Source organism: Kosakonia sp. ML.JS2a (assembly GCF_025642095.1).
GTDB lineage: Bacteria > Pseudomonadota > Gammaproteobacteria > Enterobacterales > Enterobacteriaceae.
Map to the genome: position 1 here is coordinate 5,141,992 of NZ_CP106754.1, position 17,721 is coordinate 5,159,712.

At 52.7% G+C, this 17,721-nt stretch carries 16 protein-coding genes; 7 read left to right on the top strand and 9 right to left on the bottom strand.

Annotation, left to right across the window (positions count from 1 at the left end; translation table 11 throughout):
* Positions 1 to 6: 6 nt before the first annotated feature.
* Both N7922_RS24255 and fdhD read right to left on the bottom strand, forming a co-directional pair.
* Entirely contained in the window at positions 7 to 219 is a 213-nt protein-coding gene (locus tag N7922_RS24255) for a YdgH/BhsA/McbA-like domain containing protein (RefSeq protein ID WP_263098622.1), read from the bottom strand.
* Between the two features lie 126 nt (positions 220 to 345).
* Positions 346 to 1,182 (bottom strand): formate dehydrogenase accessory sulfurtransferase FdhD, encoded by an 837-nt coding sequence (fdhD, locus tag N7922_RS24260; protein ID WP_263098623.1) that lies wholly within the window; start codon positions 1,180 to 1,182, stop codon positions 346 to 348.
* Positions 1,183 to 1,337: 155 nt separating this feature from the next.
* Between fdhD and fdnG the strand changes: the two genes are divergently transcribed.
* The 6 genes from fdnG to N7922_RS24290 all read left to right on the top strand — a co-directional run bounded on the left by fdnG (position 1,338) and on the right by N7922_RS24290 (position 8,301).
* Complete coding sequence (gene fdnG, locus N7922_RS24265) at positions 1,338 to 4,388, top strand: formate dehydrogenase-N subunit alpha (protein WP_263098624.1); 3,051 nt, start codon at positions 1,338 to 1,340, stop codon at positions 4,386 to 4,388.
* A 12-nt stretch (positions 4,389 to 4,400) separates the two neighbouring features.
* Positions 4,401 to 5,303 (top strand): formate dehydrogenase subunit beta, encoded by a 903-nt coding sequence (gene fdxH, locus N7922_RS24270; RefSeq protein WP_263098625.1) that lies wholly within the window; start codon positions 4,401 to 4,403, stop codon positions 5,301 to 5,303.
* A complete protein-coding gene (gene fdoI / locus N7922_RS24275) occupies positions 5,300 to 5,935 on the top strand; it encodes a formate dehydrogenase cytochrome b556 subunit (RefSeq protein ID WP_061499470.1) in 636 nt (211 codons plus the stop codon). Before fdxH ends, fdoI begins: the two co-directional genes overlap by 4 nt.
* The gene (fdhE, locus tag N7922_RS24280) at positions 5,932 to 6,861 is read left to right on the top strand and encodes a formate dehydrogenase accessory protein FdhE (protein ID WP_263098626.1); all 930 of its coding nucleotides are present in this window, start codon (positions 5,932 to 5,934) and stop codon (positions 6,859 to 6,861) included. Before fdoI ends, fdhE begins: the two co-directional genes overlap by 4 nt.
* A 167-nt stretch (positions 6,862 to 7,028) precedes the next feature.
* Complete coding sequence (locus tag N7922_RS24285) at positions 7,029 to 7,940, top strand: alpha/beta hydrolase (protein WP_263098627.1); 912 nt, start codon at positions 7,029 to 7,031, stop codon at positions 7,938 to 7,940.
* Between the two features lie 22 nt (positions 7,941 to 7,962).
* Positions 7,963 to 8,301 (top strand): nuclear transport factor 2 family protein, encoded by a 339-nt coding sequence (locus N7922_RS24290; protein ID WP_263098628.1) that lies wholly within the window; start codon positions 7,963 to 7,965, stop codon positions 8,299 to 8,301.
* Between the two features lie 46 nt (positions 8,302 to 8,347).
* Here N7922_RS24290 and fabY read toward each other — a convergent pair whose 3' ends face one another.
* From fabY to N7922_RS24320, 6 genes are all read right to left on the bottom strand, one after another.
* Positions 8,348 to 9,289, bottom strand: coding sequence for a fatty acid biosynthesis protein FabY (gene fabY, locus N7922_RS24295; RefSeq protein WP_263098629.1), 942 nt, complete (start codon positions 9,287 to 9,289; stop codon positions 8,348 to 8,350).
* 44 nt (positions 9,290 to 9,333) lie between these two features.
* Positions 9,334 to 9,771, bottom strand: a complete 438-nt coding sequence (gene dtd / locus N7922_RS24300; protein ID WP_263098630.1) for a D-aminoacyl-tRNA deacylase — start codon at positions 9,769 to 9,771, stop codon at positions 9,334 to 9,336.
* Positions 9,768 to 10,640 (bottom strand): virulence factor BrkB family protein, encoded by an 873-nt coding sequence (locus N7922_RS24305; RefSeq protein ID WP_061499493.1) that lies wholly within the window; start codon positions 10,638 to 10,640, stop codon positions 9,768 to 9,770. Before N7922_RS24305 ends, dtd begins: the two co-directional genes overlap by 4 nt.
* The gene (yihX, locus tag N7922_RS24310; RefSeq protein ID WP_263098631.1) at positions 10,634 to 11,233 is read right to left on the bottom strand and encodes a glucose-1-phosphatase; all 600 of its coding nucleotides are present in this window, start codon (positions 11,231 to 11,233) and stop codon (positions 10,634 to 10,636) included. Before yihX ends, N7922_RS24305 begins: the two co-directional genes overlap by 7 nt.
* A gap of 93 nt (positions 11,234 to 11,326) precedes the next feature.
* Positions 11,327 to 11,791, bottom strand: a complete 465-nt coding sequence (locus tag N7922_RS24315) for a hypothetical protein (RefSeq protein WP_263098632.1) — start codon at positions 11,789 to 11,791, stop codon at positions 11,327 to 11,329.
* Positions 11,788 to 12,558: a transcriptional regulator gene (locus N7922_RS24320; protein ID WP_263098633.1), complete on the bottom strand. Its 771-nt coding sequence runs from the start codon at positions 12,556 to 12,558 to the stop codon at positions 11,788 to 11,790. The genes N7922_RS24315 and N7922_RS24320 overlap by 4 nt, the downstream gene beginning before the upstream one ends.
* 444 nt (positions 12,559 to 13,002) lie before the next feature.
* Between N7922_RS24320 and N7922_RS24325 the strand changes: the two genes are divergently transcribed.
* Positions 13,003 to 15,756, top strand: a complete 2,754-nt coding sequence (locus tag N7922_RS24325) for an autotransporter outer membrane beta-barrel domain-containing protein (RefSeq protein ID WP_263098634.1) — start codon at positions 13,003 to 13,005, stop codon at positions 15,754 to 15,756.
* 68 nt (positions 15,757 to 15,824) lie between these two features.
* Here the strand turns inward: N7922_RS24325 and typA are convergent, their stop codons facing one another.
* Entirely contained in the window at positions 15,825 to 17,648 is a 1,824-nt protein-coding gene (gene typA, locus N7922_RS24330; protein WP_263098635.1) for a ribosome-dependent GTPase TypA, read from the bottom strand.
* Positions 17,649 to 17,721 lie beyond the last annotated feature (73 nt).

Sequence of the window (17,721 nt, forward strand, 5' to 3'; positions counted from 1 at the left end):
CAGGACTTATTTGGTCAGTTCGGCAGTCATATGTACCTGGTTGCCGTTATACGCTTCGGTGATCTGGTAAGAAGATGCGCCCGCCTGCTGAGCCTGAGCAGCGATTTTCGCTTCTGCGCCAGACAGAGTGGTATCCGTCGCGGAGACAGTCTGTGCAGCGAAAGAACCGAAAGACGTAGCCAGAGCGATAACTGCAACAAAAGTTTTGATGCTTTTCATGATATAAACCCTTACGTTAGTTTGTTTGAGTGAGGCACCGTGCCTCGATGGAATAAATACTAGACCTGTTCTCACTCAACAAAAAGCGGAAGGATTTGCTGTCATCCTTCAAAATTTTTGACTGTTTTATAAACCCATCAGTCGCTGCGGATGAGTGTAGACCGTCGCCCTGCCTGGCTTGCAAAAACCCACCAGCGTCAGATTGCAGCGTTGCGCCACTTCCACTGCCAGCGTGGTCGCCGCAGACACCGCAAACAGGATCTCAACGCCGCACATGGCGGACTTTTGCACCATTTCATAACTGGCGCGGCTGGAAACCAGCACCGCACCTGACGACCAGCGCTCACCCTCACGGGCGCGGTGGCCCAGCAGCTTATCCAGCGCCACATGACGCCCGACATCTTCATGCCCGCCCATTAACTCACCGGACGGTAGCATCCACGCGGCCGCATGGGTGCAGCCTGTTAGCTGGCCAACGGGCTGAAAGTCGGTTAAATGCGCCAGTCCGGCGTCAAGAGCGGCTAAATCGAAGGTCTGAGTGAACGGAAGGGGAGCAATGGGCTTACCGATATCATTAAGCTGCTCAACGCCGCAGACGCCGCAACCGGTCCGCCCGGCCAGCGCGCGACGACGCTCTTTCAGCCCCATAAAACGGCGGCTGGAGAGTTCTATCTGCACTTCGAGTCCATTACAGGAAGGGACCACATCCATGCCGTAGATTTCCGTGTGGTTTTCAATAATCCCTTCGGATAAGGAGAAACCCAGGGCAAAGCACTCGAGGTCTTTTGGCGATGCCATCATCACCACGTGAGAAATCCCGTTGTAAACCAGCGCAACGGGAACCTCTTCCGCCAGCATATCGGGCGTTGCATGTTGCAAGTCATCACGTTTCCACAGAGACACCTGACGTGCGCCTGTGACTGATGTTGCATTTTTGTGCTTTTCTTCGCGCAATTCGTTCACTTTGTATTAACCGCCACCGAACAAGCGTACCAACATTGTGGTATCCTCAACTGCATATCCCTCGAAAAAAGAGGGAATAACAGCAATTCTGAACCTTTGCGCCTTCTACCGCAAAGTAAAAACGATAAGAGTAATGTCGAAACCAGGAGCAAACCATGCAGGTCAGCAGAAGGCAGTTCTTTAAGATCTGTGCTGGCGGTATGGCAGGAACGACGGCAGCGGCGCTGGGCTTTGCCCCAGGCGTTGCACTGGCGGAAACGCGGCAATATAAACTGCTGCGCACCCGTGAAACCCGTAATACCTGTACATACTGTTCCGTTGGCTGTGGGCTGTTGATGTACAGCCTCGGCGACGGTGCAAAAAACGCCAAATCATCCATCTTCCATATCGAGGGCGACCCCGATCATCCGGTTAACCGTGGCGCGCTCTGCCCGAAAGGTGCAGGTCTGGTGGATTTCATCCACTCGGAAAGCCGCCTGAAATATCCCGAATACCGTGCGCCAGGCTCCGATAAATGGCAGCGGATTACCTGGGATGATGCTTTTGATCGCATCGCCAAATTGATTAAGGCCGATCGCGACACCAACTACATCGCGAAAAATGCCGAAGGCACCACCGTTAACCGCTGGCTGAGCACCGGGATGCTGTGTGCATCCGCTTCCAGTAATGAAACCGGTTATTTAACGCAAAAATTTACCCGCGCACTCGGCATGTTAGCCGTCGACAACCAGGCGCGTGTCTGACACGGACCTACGGTAGCAAGTCTTGCTCCTACATTTGGTCGCGGTGCGATGACCAACCACTGGGTCGACATGAAAAACGCCAACCTTATCATTGTGATGGGTGGGAACGCGGCAGAAGCGCATCCGGTGGGATTCCGCTGGGCGATGGAAGCCAAGATCCATAATGGCGCGAAGCTGATTGTTATCGATCCGCGCTTTACGCGTACCGCTTCTGTAGCGGATTTTTATACACCGATTCGTTCCGGTACTGACATTGCCTTCCTGTCAGGCGTGTTGCTGTACCTGATGACCAACGAAAAATACAACCGCGAATACACCGAGGCCTACACCAACGCCAGCCTGATCGTGCGTGAAGATTTTGGCTTCGAGGATGGCCTGTTCACCGGCTACGACGCGGATAAACGCAAATACGACAAAACCAGCTGGAACTACGAGCTGGATGAGAAAGGCTTCGCCAAACGCGATACCACCCTCACCCATCCACGCTGCGTGTGGAATCTGCTGAAACAGCACGTTTCCCGCTACACGCCGGAGGTGGTTGAAAACATCTGTGGGACGCCAAAAGCGGACTTCCTGAAGGTGTGCGAATACATCGCCGAAACCAGCGTGCACGATAAAACCGCCTCGTTCCTGTATGCATTGGGCTGGACGCAGCACTCCATTGGCGCGCAGAACATCCGCACCATGGCAATGATCCAGCTACTGCTGGGCAACATGGGGATGGCGGGCGGCGGCGTCAATGCCTTGCGCGGCCACTCCAATATTCAGGGGCTGACGGATCTTGGTCTGCTGTCGCAAAGCCTGCCCGGCTATATGACGCTACCCAACGAAAAACAGACCACCCTCCAGACTTACCTTGCCGCCAACACGCCAAAACCGTTGCTGGAAGGCCAGGTGAACTACTGGGGTAACTACCCGAAATTCTTCGTCTCGATGATGAAAGCCTTCTTTGGCGACAAAGCGACAGCGGAGAATAGCTGGGGCTTTGACTGGTTACCGAAGTGGGACAAAGGCTACGACGTTCTGCAGTACTTCGACATGATGTACAAAGGCCAGGTTAACGGCTATCTCTGTCAGGGCTTTAACCCGGTGGCGTCGTTCCCGAACAAGAATAAGGTCGTAGCAGCGCTGTCGAAACTGAAGTTCCTTGTCACTATCGATCCGCTGAATACCGAAACCTCAACGTTCTGGCAAAACCACGGCGAGTCTAACGATGTCGATCCGTCGAAAATCCAGACCGAAGTGTTCCGCCTGCCGTCCACCTGCTTTGCCGAAGAAAACGGTTCTATCGTCAACTCCGGACGCTGGCTGCAATGGCACTGGAAAGGCGCGGATGGCCCGGGCGAATCTGTGACCGACGGCGAGATCCTCGCAGGCATCTTCACGCGCTTGCGCAAGATGTATGCCGAAGAGGGCGGCGCATGCCCGGAACAGGTGCTGAGTATGACCTGGAACTACTCCACCCCACATGAACCGGCTTCGGAAGAAGTGGCGATGGAGAGCAATGGCAAAGCACTGGCGGACATCACCGATCCGGCAACCGGCGCAGTGATTGTGAAAAAAGGCCAGCAGCTTAGCTCCTTCGCGCAATTGCGTGATGACGGCACCACCTCCAGCGGCTGTTGGATCTTCGCCGGTAGCTGGACACCGGACGGCAACCAGATGGCGCGTCGCGATAACGCGGATCCATCCGGGCTTGGCAATACGCTGGGCTGGGCATGGGCGTGGCCGCTTAACCGCCGCATTCTGTATAACCGTGCTTCCGCGGACCCGCAGGGTAAACCCTGGGATCCGAAACGTCAGTTGCTGAAGTGGGACGGCGCGAAATGGGGCGGCGTGGATATTCCGGACTACAGCACCGCCGCACCGGGCAGTGACGTCGGGCCGTTTATCATGCAGCCGGAAGGGATGGGCCGCCTGTTTGCTATCGATAAGATGGCGGAAGGGCCATTCCCGGAACACTACGAACCGTTTGAAACGCCGCTGGGCACAAACCCGCTGCACCCGAATGTGGTGTCTAACCCGGCCGCCCGCGTCTTCAAAGACGACATGGCAGCAATGGGTAAAGCCGATAAGTTCCCATATGTTGGCACCACTTATCGTCTGACCGAGCATTTCCACTACTGGACTAAGCACGCGCTGCTGAACGCTATCGCGCAGCCGGAGCAGTTTGTGGAAATCGGCGAAAAACTGGCAGGCAAACTGGGCATCGTGCAGGGCGATACCGTGAAAGTCTCCTCCAACCGCGGCTACATCAAAGCCAAGGCGGTGGTGACCAAACGTATCCGCACGCTGAAAGTGAACGGACAGGATGTCGATACCATCGGTATTCCAATCCACTGGGGTTATGAGGGTGTGGCGAAGAAAGGCTTTATAGCCAACACGTTGACGCCATTTGTTGGTGATGCGAACACCCAAACGCCGGAATTTAAGGCGTTCCTGGTGAATGTGGAAAAGGTGTAACGGAGACGACTTATGGCTTATCAATCGCAAGACATCATCCGTCGTTCCGCGACTAACGGTTTCACCCCCGCGCCACAGGCGCGGGATCACCAGCAGGAGGTGGCGAAGCTTATCGACGTCACCACCTGTATCGGCTGTAAAGCCTGCCAGGTGGCCTGTTCTGAGTGGAACGACATTCGTGATGAAGTGGGGCATAACGTCGGGGTGTATGACAACCCGGCGGATCTGACCGCTAAATCCTGGACCGTGATGCGCTTCTCGGAAGTGGAGCAGAACGACAAACTGGAATGGTTGATCCGCAAAGATGGCTGCATGCACTGCGCCGATCCGGGCTGTCTGAAGGCATGTCCGTCGGAAGGGGCTATCATTCAGTATGCCAATGGTATCGTCGACTTCCAGTCTGAGCAGTGCATTGGCTGCGGTTACTGCATCGCCGGTTGCCCGTTCGATGTACCGCGTTTAAACCCGGAAGACAATCGCGTCTACAAATGTACGTTGTGCGTTGACCGTGTCACCGTAGGCCAGGAGCCGGCGTGCGTGAAAACCTGCCCGACCGGCGCTATCCACTTTGGCTCCAAAGAAGATATGAAAACACTGGCGGGCGAACGCGTAGCGGAACTGAAAACCCGTGGTTACGATAACGCAGGCTTGTACGATCCGGCGGGCGTCGGCGGTACACATGTTATGTACGTGCTGCATCATGCCGACAAACCGAATCTGTACCACGGTTTGCCGGAGAACCCGCAAATCAGCGCTACGGTTAAATTCTGGAAAGGGATCTGGAAACCTCTTGCGGCGGTCGGCTTTGCGGCGACCTTCGCAGCCAGCATCTTCCACTATGTCGGTGTCGGTCCGAACCGTGCAGACGAGGAAGATGACAACCTGCATGAAGAGAAAGACGAGGTGCGCAAATGAAAAAACGTGACACCATCGTGCGCTACACGGCGCCTGAGCGCATCAACCATTGGGTCACCGCCTTCTGTTTCGTGCTGGCGGCGGTGAGCGGGCTGGGATTTTTCTTCCCCTCCTTCAACTGGTTGATGGGCATTCTCGGTACGCCGCAGCTGGCGCGCATTCTCCATCCGTTCGTCGGTGTGGTGATGTTCGCATCGTTTATAATCATGTTTTTCCGCTACTGGCACCATAACCTCATCAATAGGGATGATATCTTTTGGGCGAAGAATATTCGTAAGATTGTCGTCAATGAGGAAGTGGGTGACACCGGGCGCTATAATTTCGGCCAGAAGTGTGTGTTCTGGGCGGCAATTATTTTCCTGGTGTTGCTGCTGGTAAGCGGCGTGGTTATCTGGCGCCCTTACTTCGCGCCAGCGTTCCCGATTCCGGTGATACGAATTGCCCTGATGGTGCATTCATTTGCCGCAGTCGCGCTAATTGTGGTTATTATGGTGCATATTTACGCCGCATTGTGGGTAAAAGGCACCATAACCGCAATGGTGGAAGGCTGGGTTACCAGCTCATGGGCGAAGAAACATCACCCGCGCTGGTACCGGGAAGTTCGCAAGACAACGGAAAAATCAACTGAATGAGTATTCGCATAATCCCGCAAGATGCGCTGGAGAAGAGCGATAAACGCACGGCGGAAGTGATTCCGCCGTTATTATTCCCCAGACTGAAAAATCTCTATAACCGCCGCGCAGAGCGTCTGCGTGAGTTGGCAGAGAGTAACCCGCTGGGTGATTACCTGCGCTTTGCCGCGCTGATCGCCCATGCTCAGGAAGTGGTGCTGTACGACCATCCTTTGCAGATGGACCTGACGGCGCGCATCAAAGAAGCCGCCGAACAGGGTAAGCCGCCGCTGGACATTCACGTGCTGCCGCGCGACGCGCACTGGCACAAGCTGCTGCATTCACTGATTGCAGAGCTCAAACCCGAAATGAGCGGCCCTGCGCTGGCCGTGATCGAGAATCTGGAAAAAGCCTCTGCGCAAGAACTGGAAGCGATGGCCAGTGCACTGTTTGCCGCCGACTTCGCCTCAGTGAGTAGCGATAAAGCGCCCTTTATCTGGGCGGCGTTGTCGCTCTACTGGTCGCAAATGGCTACGCTGATCCCGGGTAAAGCCCGTGCTGAATATGGCGAACAGCGCCAGTTCTGCCCGGTGTGCGGTTCGATTCCAGTCTCCAGCGTTGTGCACATTGGCACGACTCAGGGCCTGCGTTACCTGCACTGCAACCTGTGTGAGACCGAATGGCATGTGGTGCGCGTAAAATGCAGCAACTGCGAGCAGACTCGCGACTTACACTACTGGTCGCTGGATAACGAGCAGGCAGCAATCAAAGCTGAAAGCTGTGGCGACTGCGGCACCTACCTGAAAATCCTCTATCAGGAAAAAGATCCAAACGTAGAGCCGGTCGCAGATGACCTGGCCTCGCTGGTGCTCGACGCACGCATGGAGCAGGAAGGCTTTGCCCGCAGTTCCATCAACCCGTTCTTATTCCCTGGCGAAGGGGAATAAAACTGCATAACCCTTGCCTCATCCGGGCAAGGGTTGCCTGCTCTTCACCCTCCTCCTCTGTTTCGCTTCCCGTTGCCGTTGGCACTGATTGTTAAACATCGTCCATTCCCATTTCGCTAAAACCAGGCTATAAAACTGGATATTTATACAGATATAAGGTTATCGGAATGGCACTGGAAAAGGGGATCGCCGGTTTGGTGAGCGACTTTATCGCCGCCGGTCGCCCGTCAGCGCGGGCAAAGAGTATTGATGAACGACGCGCAGGCTATATCGCCAGCACGGTACTTGCGGGAGAGACGGAAACCCGCGTGCAGGTCGCAGATACGACGCTGGATGGCATAACGCTGCGCATCTTTTCTCCGCTGGATGCCAGCGAAGCGCTGCCAGCACTGATTTACTACCACGGCGGCTGTTTTATTAGCGGCGGTTTCGCCACCCACGATAATCAGCTTCGCCAACTGGCTTACTACAGCGGCTGTCGGGTCATTGCCGTTCAGTATCGCCTCGCCCCGGAACACCCCTGGCCTACAGCACACGATGACGCGCAAAAAGGCGCTAACGTTGTATGGAAAAATGCCGAAGCACTGAATATTAACCGGGAAAAAATCACCCTTGCGGGTGACAGCGCAGGCGGGCATTTGGCGCTGGTGACGGCCTTGCGGTTAAAGGCGGCGGGCAACTGGCAGCCCGCACAGTTAATCCTTATCTATCCGATGCTGGACGCGACCGCCTACTTCGATAGCTATGCCTTTAATGGCATTGATTACGTGATAACCCGCGATGCCTTACTCTCAGGTTATGACATGTATCTTGGCGACGCCGACCGCTTGCAGGCGGATGTCAGCCCTTTGTGGCGCGACGATTTTAATGGCCTGCCGCCGGTACATATCATCACCGCCGAATTTGATCCGTTGTGTGATGAAGGCGAGGCGCTTTATAAACATATGACGGAACAGGGTGTCACCTGCACTGGGTCACGCTACCAGGGGGTGATTCACGGTTTCTTCCAACTGGCGGGCATCAGCCAGGCAGCAAAAGATGTCATCAGAGACGTTGCCGCCCGCGTCGCCCGGGCATAACTACACAACACAAGGAAAGCAGATGTCTGTCGTCATTCCGGTAGAAAAACAGTTCGCCGCTTACAATGCGCACGATATTGACGCATTCGCCGCATGCTTTAGTGAAGATTTTACCGCCTGGCGTATGCCAGCAGACGAACCCGCTTTGCAAAGCCGTGAAGCCTTGCGCCACTTTTACGCACAGCATCGGTTCAACAATCCGGCCTTACGGGCTGAGCTACTGTCACGCACCGTGATGGGCAATAAGGTGTTCGATCACGAAAAAATCTACGGCATGGGCGATGCTGTGATTGAAAACATGGCGGTCTATGAAGTGCAGGATGGATACATTAAAACTGCGTGGTTTTTCTTTGCCGGGTGATGCGGCACAAAGGCAATGCGCCTGTGTTAACAGGCGCAATAGGCGCTTACTCTTCTTCGTTGCCGCCTTCAATATACGAGCCGAAAGGTTTGGCAGGCAGCACAATGTAAATGCCTTCGAAAATCGCCCCGTGTTTGTCGTCGCCAAACAGTTCGACCTGCAACTGCACACGCGCTTTACGGCCACGCGCCAGCCTGTCGAGATCGCCGCTTAACGAGCCAAGATCGGCAATCGCACTGGGTTTGCCGGTTATCGGCGTACTGTAACGAATGTGCGCATCGGCAAGAATAATGGTACCGCCAAGGTGGCGTTCACGCAGCATCAACCAGATAAGCCCCCAGCCGGTGAGTGTCGCCAGTGAGAACAAACTGCCGGCAAACAGCGTGTGATGCGGGTTCTGGTTACCGATTTCCGGCATGGTGGTGATAAATTTCTGCCCGGTGTACTGCTGAATACGCACACCCATCTTTTCGCTCAGCGGGATATGCTCATACCAGGCTTGTTGCAACTGTCCACACCAGTCGCCGCGATGCAGAATATCATCCAGGGTGGCGACGGGTTTGATCATCAGGAAATGGCGGACCGGCGTGGTTTGCGGCGCGGTGATTTCACCTTCATTAACAAACCCCAGCTTGGCGAAAAACGCCACCGCATCTTCTCGGGCGCTACAGGTTACACGCTTCACTCCTTCCTGACGGGCAACCGACTCCAGCGTCATCGCCATCAGCGTGCCCAGGCCTTTGTCCTGCACGGACGGGTGCACCGCCATAAAGCGAATCGAACCTTCATTATCCGCATTGATATACAGCCGCCCTACCGCCACAAGATTGCCTTCTTCATCGACAACCATCTGGTGATGCGCCATTGCATCCCAGGCATCACGCTCAGAACCTTTCGGCTGGTGCAGCGGCTTGCGCAGCATTTCCCAGCGAAAGTGGTAATAAGTCTCTAACTCTTCTTCTGTTTGCGGTACGCGAAGGTGATACATAGCTGTATTCTCTCTTGTTTCCCGGGGCCACGCCGCAAGCTGGCTCATACTTGCAACCAGAATGTTACGGGGCCGTCATTGACCAGTGAGACCTGCATGTCCGCAGCAAATCGTCCCGTTTGCGTTACCATCTGCTGGCTGCGGCAACGTTCAACAAAATAGTCGTAAAGCGCCTGCGCTTTTTCCGGTGCTGCGCCTCGGGAAAATCCCGGACGCATTCCGCGTTCCGTGTCTGCCGCCAGCGTGAATTGCGACACCACCAGCACGCTCCCACCGGCCTGCTGGACATTGAGATTCATCTTCCCTTCCGCGTCGCCAAAAATGCGATACCCCAGCACACGCTCGCACAGGCGATTCGCTTTTTGTTCATCGTCTTCCTTTTCGACCCCTAACAACACCAAAAGTCCCGGGCCGATTTCACCCGTCACTTCACCCGCCACGCTTACGCTCGCACGGGAAACGCGTTGAATTAATGCAATCATGGTTGGTTTGCTTCTTCTTGTTGTGCTGCTTTTTTGAGTTTTCGGTATTCACCGAGAGTGACAGTTATTTCAGCGCCAAGCAAGACGATACACCAGGTCCAGTAGACCCAGAGGAACAAAATGGGAATGACAGCCAGCACGCCATAAATAAGCTGGTAAGAGGGAAACATGGCAATGTACAGGGCGAAGCATTTTTTCCCCAGTTCAAACAATACCGCCGCGACAAACGCCCCGACAATCGCATCACGATTTGGCACCCGGGTGGTCGGCACAATGCTGTACAGCAGCCAAAAAGAGAGCCACGACAAAACCAGCGGGAAAATGCGCAACACATTATCAATTACGCTGTTTAATTCACTGGCCCAGCGCAGCGATAACAGATAAGAGCTGATCGCCAGGCTGGCCCCTGCCAGTAGCGGCCCAAGCGTCAGGATCATCCAGTACACCGCAAACGAATAAACATGCGGGCGCACACGCGTACTGCGCCAGATTGCGTTCAGCGCGCTGTCTATGGAGTACATCAGCAGTAGTGAAGTGATAACCAGCCCACACGCCCCAACGGCGGTCATCTTGCTGGAGTTAGCAACAAACTGCTCAATATAGTTCTGAATCACATCCCCGGTGGTGGGAATGAAATTGGCAAAGATAAAGTGGCGCAGTTGAAGGCTGACGTCAGAAAACATCGGAAATGCGGCAAACAGCGCAAAGACCACGGCGATAAAAGGCACCAGCGAGAGCAAGGAGACATAGGCGAGATTCCCCGCCAGCGTCGTCATATGGTCTTCATCAATGCGCTGCCAGAGCAACTTCAGCCATGACCACAGCGGGCGTGTATGGTGCTTCGCCTTATGCCGGGCATTTCTCAACATAGCTGCTTCGCAAAATAGTCGGGGATCGTCGCTTTACCGGTGACAAGAATACTGGTTATCCCGAGCTGATTAGCACCGGCAATATTGTCGCTATTGTCATCAAAAAAGACGGAATCGTCGGCAGAAAAACCTTCAAGCGCCAAAACCTGCTGGTAAATACGCGCTTCCGGTTTGCGCATTCCCATATCCTGGGAGAGGTAGATATGATCCGCCGCAGCGCGAATTTCCGGGTATTGTTCCGGCCAGTAAGTGGTGTGCAGACGGTTAGTGTTGGACAGCACCACAACCCGGTGTCCCTGCGCGCGCAGTTTGTGCATGATGTCAATCACCTCCGGACGCAAAGCAACAAACACTGCCTGCCAGCCGGTAGAGAACTGCTCATAACTCAGAGGAAGTGCCATCTCTTCACACATCGCTTTGGCGAAATGCTCATCGCTTATCTCTCCGCGCTCATGCTGATGAAACGTCTCACCCATGCTAAAGCTCTGCTTTAACGTTGCCAGCGGTACGCGGCTGAAATCGCTCCAGGCACCCAGCACCCGGTTAAAGTCAATGTCGACAATCACATTACCTAAATCAAAGATATAGAGCATTTCTCTCTCCTTGCCAGCCGTGGAGAATTAACTGTAGCGGGAAAGGCCAGCTTTGACTATGCGCATAATCGGACACTCAGCATATCTTCATCTTTACGTTTTTCGGCAGTACAAAGAAGGCACATTTGAGGTAGAAAAAAGGTACGCCCCTTCATATTCCTCAATCATCAGGCTCAGCGATCTTTCCGGCGTCCGGTAAAAACCCGGCAAGGTATCATTTATATCTGACTCATCTGCCGTATCGGCGAACGTCTTCACAATCCGGTCATTGCTTAACACGCGCGAACGCAGTTGTTGGCTGTAATGGAAATAGATACTCCGATTAACCTCCGAAACCTGCTGACCAAAGAGCTTACCGGTCATCACGGCCATACCTTTACCACCACTCATGCGAAAAGAGAGCGTTCCAACAAAGCGTTTGTTGCCAATATGCCATTCAGCCGTTCCCACGCACTGCAAAGGCGGCGGGGTGAGGTGAGAATACAAGAGCATGCCGCTGGTAATCACTGCGGCTAACAGCGCAACAGACAGTGACATCATGCTGAGATATTTTTTCATTGCTCACGTGTCCAAAAATAATGTGAGGAACAAAAAGCCGTCTTATCTACTCGCGCATCTTTATCGCAGGCAAACGCCACAATACGATCGGCCTGACTGTAACCCGTTAAAAACAAGTAATCGTTACTTGCGCATAACCCAGGATTTTTATTAAGCAAATTAGCGTAGTACTCCGAAGTACGCTCATTCGCAGCGTAAAATATTCTACAGTCATGGCCTGAAGAGGGGGCTGCGCTAAGAGAAAGATAATCCTTAAAAGGCATTGGCAAGTGGGCGTTATAAAGCATCCAGCCATTTATTACGCTGAGCAGGCTCAGTATCACCACACTGGCGATAAGCCAACGTTGATAGTTTTTTTTTGCGTTGATTACCGGCACCGGTTCGCTTATTTGCACGACCGGTTGCGGAACTGTATGTATTGCTACGGTTTGTGGCGTATTAAGCACTTCAACACTTACAGCGGTTGAAAGGGTGAGCCCGCGTCGCGAAATGGTTTTTACCGCATCACGAGGCAAACCGGCCACCTCCAGCGCGTTACGCAGAGTAAGAATTGCCTGATAAAACGCATTAGGCGTAGTGACATCGTTTCTGTCTCCCCATCCAACCTTCATCAAATCATTTTGAGAAATCACTTCTCCAGGATGCGTTATTAGATAAAGGAAACAGAGGCTGGCTGGTAACTGCAAATGAAGAGTACGGCCAGTCAAACGATTCGTCAGGCTTTTACTGTCAGGGTTAAACTCCACTAAATTATTAATGAGATACAATTTTTCCTTTCCTCGGCAGGGCTACCGTTTAAAAATTTATCCTAAAACGGTGCAGATTAATTTTAGCAAAAAATTAAAATAATTCACCACAACTATAGGTTTAACAAACTAAGAAAACCATCCAAACCCAGCAAATACAAAGAGTTAAAAAATTAATTTCTTAGATAAAAATTAAAAATATTTAATAAGGCTAATTGATTAAAAGATAACATCATTTGAATTTATATTTGCTTCAGAAAAACACATAACGTGAACAGGAGCAAGTATTAACTGAAGAGATAAACAGTTTGACGTGAGTAGATACATCTTGTGTTTAGAGGTTAAGGTTTAAGACGATTCAAAAGCTTATATCCTGAATCAGCCACAAAATTTATATATTTAATTTAAAAACCCACATATTCATTCAAATGCGGTGGGTGTCTTATTCCCTGCGGGGAGGAAAATATGTCACATTCAACAAAATATTCGCCGATAGCAATCGCTATTTCTGCGGCTCTGGCATCAATATTCATCCCAGTCCACGCAGCGTATTTAAATTTCAATGACTTGCCTGCAACAGGTCTGGTTTCTGATTTACCATCTGAGATCCAGGCACTTATTCCATCCGGCGCAAGCACAAATTTCAGTAAAAACACCAGCGATCCTAACTATGTATATCAATGGAACACTGGCAGCATCCCAATTTATGGTAACGGTATTACGCTGAATGGCCCTGGAGCCGAAGCATTTGAACATACCGTTACTGTTATTCAGAACTCGACGACGGGCAGCCCTGGTGTCATATTTGGCGATGACTTAACGATTTATACACAATCCAAAGTTGCGGCAAATAATGGCAAAGATGTTGACGGGATCCGTACACACGGTACCAACACGCCAGATAACCCGGTATTTGTAATAACGGGCGATCGCACCAAAATTTACGTTAACGGAGACAGCGGCGACGGAATTAACGCAGGCTACAGCTCTTTTAGTCAGGGTTATCTTGGTTCCGCCAACATCTACGTTGGCAACGATGCGTATATTGAAACCACCGGTAACACCGGGCGCGGCGTTACCGCTTATGCCATCAAGGACGCCACCGCGGCGAAAAACAATATCATCCTTGGCGATCGCGCACATATCGTTACCCGCGGCAACTATGCAGAAGGTATTCGCGCATACCAAAGCGGTTCTTATATCCGCCTGGGCCAGGATGCAGTAATTGAAACGTACGGTAAATTGGCTTATGGCGCCTACGCAGGATCCTCATCGAAGATTGAATTGGGCAAAAATGCCGACATCACCACCAATCTCGATGGCGCAAACGCGATTTATGCCGCCGGCTCTTCAATAATCTCTTTAGCTGAAGACGCGTCCATAACGACCAACGGTGTTGGCGCTTATGGGGTGTACACCACCAATGCGATCGTCAATCTCGGCGATAACGCTTCAATCACGGTTAATAACAACAGCGGCACCGCATCCTCCGGCTTGCATGCGTTGTCGAAGGGGAAAATCAATCTGGCCGGCGGTGCAACCATTACCATGGCCGGAGACAAAGCCAGCAATAACTATGCAATGTCGACCGTCAGCGGTGGGGTGATCGATGCTTCAACCGGCGGAAGATTCACCATTGATGGCGATATTTCCTCATCCGGCGATAACAGCGCCATTCTGCTTTCCATGCGAGACAATTCATTATGGGATGGCGCATCCTATATTACCGGTGCAGCAACAACAGGGCTCACCATGAGCAATGCCGTCTGGAATATGACCGACAGCTCGACACTGACCAGTCTGACGCTGGATTCAGGTGCGGTGGTGAATGTTCTGCATGATAACGACGGGTTGTGGAAGACGCTGACGGTGAACGGTGATTACACAGGTAACGGCGGTACGCTTGCCTTTAATACCGTGCTGGCTGACGACACCTCTGAAACAGACAAAATGATTGTTAAAGGGAATACCGCCGGTAACACCTTTGTCGCCATTAATAATATTGGCGGGACAGGGGCGCAAACTGTTGAAGGTATCGAAATTATCGAAGTAGAGGGTAACTCCGCCGGTACCTTTGAAAAAGCAGGTCGTATCGTCGCCGGGGGCTACGACTATAACGTGGTGCAGAAAGCCAATAACTGGTACCTGACCAGCAAGATCGAAGATGTGGAGCCGGAACCTGATCCGGTTGGACCCGAGCGCCCTATTGTGCCACCTTCGGTTGACCCGGTTACACCGGCAGGTAAGCATCAGTATCGCCCTGAATTCGGTAGCTATCTGGCCAACAACTATGCGGCAAATACACTGTTCATGACTCGTCTGCATGATCGCCTGGGTGAAACACAGTACACCGATATTCTCACTGGCGAGAAGAAAGTCACCAGTCTGTGGCTGCGTAATGTTGGTGGTCATACCCGTTTCAAAGACGGCAGTGGTCAGTTAAAAACCAGCGGCAACCGCTATGTTATGCAACTGGGGGGCGATCTGGCGCAGTGGAGTACTGACGGTCTTGACCGCTGGCATGTGGGTGCAATGGCGGGCTATGCCAACAGTAATAACACCACCAAATCGAACCTTACCGGCTACCACTCTCGCGGGAAAATCTCCGGTTACAGCGTAGGGTTGTACGGTACCTGGTATGCAAATGAAACGGACAAAACAGGTGCCTATGTTGATAGCTGGGCACTCTATAACTGGTTTGATAACGATGTGACAGGCCAGGAACAAGCGACTGAAAAATATAAGTCCAAGGGCATCACCGCTTCGGTTGAAGCCGGTTACAGCTTTAAAGTCGGCGAAAATGAACAGCGCAGTTTCTGGATCCAACCCAAAGCCCAGCTGGTCTGGATGGGAGTTAAAGCAGGTGAGCATCGCGAGCAGAACGGCACGCGCGTGAAAGACGAAAGCAGCGGCAATCTGATGACCCGCCTTGGCGTGAAAGCCTACCTCAGCGATCGTAACCCGGTTGATGCAGGCAAAGACCGCCAGTTGCAGCCGTTTGTTGAAGCTAACTGGATCCACAACACGCAGACCACCCGGGTGAAAATGGATGACGTGAGCAACAGCATGAGCGGTACGAATAATATCGCTGAACTGAAAGCTGGCGTGGAAGGCCGGGTTACACCAAACCTGACACTGTGGGGCAACGTTGCTCAGCAGGTGGGGAGCAAAGGCTACAGTGACACACAAGGTATGCTGGGCGTGAAATACAGCTTCTGATAAACATACCGCCATAAAAAAAGCCGCTGACTTCAGCGGCTTTTTCATTTACTGGCAAAGAAGCGATCTTACTCTTCTTTCGTACCGCGCATTGCGCGTTTACGGTCGTTCTCAGTCAGGTGACGTTTACGGATACGAATGGACTGAGGAGTAACCTCAACCAGTTCGTCGTCATCGATAAACTCCAGCGCCTGCTCAAGCGTCATCTTAACCGGCGGAACCAGAACCGTGGCTTCGTCCGTACCGGACGCACGCATGTTGGTCAGTTTTTTACCGGTCAGGCAGTTAACAGTCAGGTCGTTAGAACGGCTGTGAATACCGATGATCTGGCCTTCGTAAACTTCCGCGCCATGGCCCAGGAACAGCTTACCGCGGTCCTGCAGGCTGAACAGTGCGAACGCAACCGCTTTACCCTGACCATTGGAGATCAGTACGCCGTTGTTACGCTGACCCACTTCACCCGGACGAACATCATCGTAATGGCTGAAAGTGGAGTACAGCAGACCGGTACCGGAGGTCATGGTCATGAACTCAGAACGGAAGCCAATCAGACCACGGCTTGGGATCACGTAGTCGAGACGTACGCGGCCTTTACCGTCCGGATTCATGTTTTTCAGGTCGCCTTTACGCTCACCGAGCGCCTGCATCACAGAACCCTGGTGCTGCTCTTCAACGTCCAGCGTAACGTTTTCGAACGGCTCTTGTTTACGGCCGTCGATTTCGCGGAAGATAACTTTCGGACGGGAAACCGCCATTTCGAAACCTTCACGACGCATGTTCTCGATAAGAACGGACAGGTGCAGTTCACCACGACCGGATACGCGGAACGCATCCGCATCTTCGGTTTCTTCCACGCGCAGCGCAACGTTGTGCACCAGCTCTTTGTTCAGACGGTCGAGGATCTGACGTGAAGTCACGTACTTACCTTCTTTACCGCAGAACGGAGAGGTGTTGACGTTGAAGAACATGGTCACGGTCGGTTCATCAACAGACAGCGCCGGCAGCGCTTCTACATTTTGCGGATCGCAGATGGTGTCAGAGATGTTCAGCTCGCCCAGACCGGTGATCGCAATGATATCGCCCGCTTCTGCGACTTCGCTATCAATACGCTCCAGCCCCAGGTGAGTCAGTACTTTACCGACTTTACCGTTACGGGTTTTGCCTTCGCTATCAATGATAGTGACCTGCTGGTTCGGTTTCACTTTACCGCGTTTGATACGACCAATGCCGATTACACCAACGTAGTTGTTGTAGTCGAGCTGAGAGATCTGCATCTGCAGGGTGCCGTCCAGATCAACGTTCGGTGCCGGTACATGGTCAACAATCGCCTGGTACAGCGGGGTCATGTCTTCAGCCATGTCTTCGTGGTCCATACCCGCGATACCGTTCAGCGCAGAAGCGTAAACGATCGGGAAGTCCAGCTGCTCGTCGGTCGCGTCCAGGTTAACGAACAGGTCAAAGACCTGGTCAACAACCCAATCAGGACGCGCGCCAGGGCGGTCAACTTTGTTGATTACCACAATCGGTTTCAGGCCATGGGCAAATGCTTTTTTGGTCACGAAGCGCGTTTGCGGCATCGGGCCGTCAAATGCGTCAACCACCAGCAGCACGGAATCAACCATGGACATCACACGCTCAACTTCACCACCGAAGTCGGCGTGCCCTGGGGTATCAACGATGTTGATACGGTAATCATTCCATTTGATAGCGGTGTTTTTCGCGAGGATGGTAATCCCACGCTCTTTCTCCAAATCGTTGGAGTCCATCACACGCTCTTGTGTTTCAGCACGTTCGTCGAACGTACCGGATTGCTGCAGCAGCTTGTCAACCAGGGTCGTTTTACCGTGGTCAACGTGAGCAATGATGGCGATGTTACGCAGATTTTCGATCACAACTTTGCCTCAGGCATTAGAAATAGCGCGTTATTGTACACGTATTAATCGAAGGACTAAACAGGATCACAAA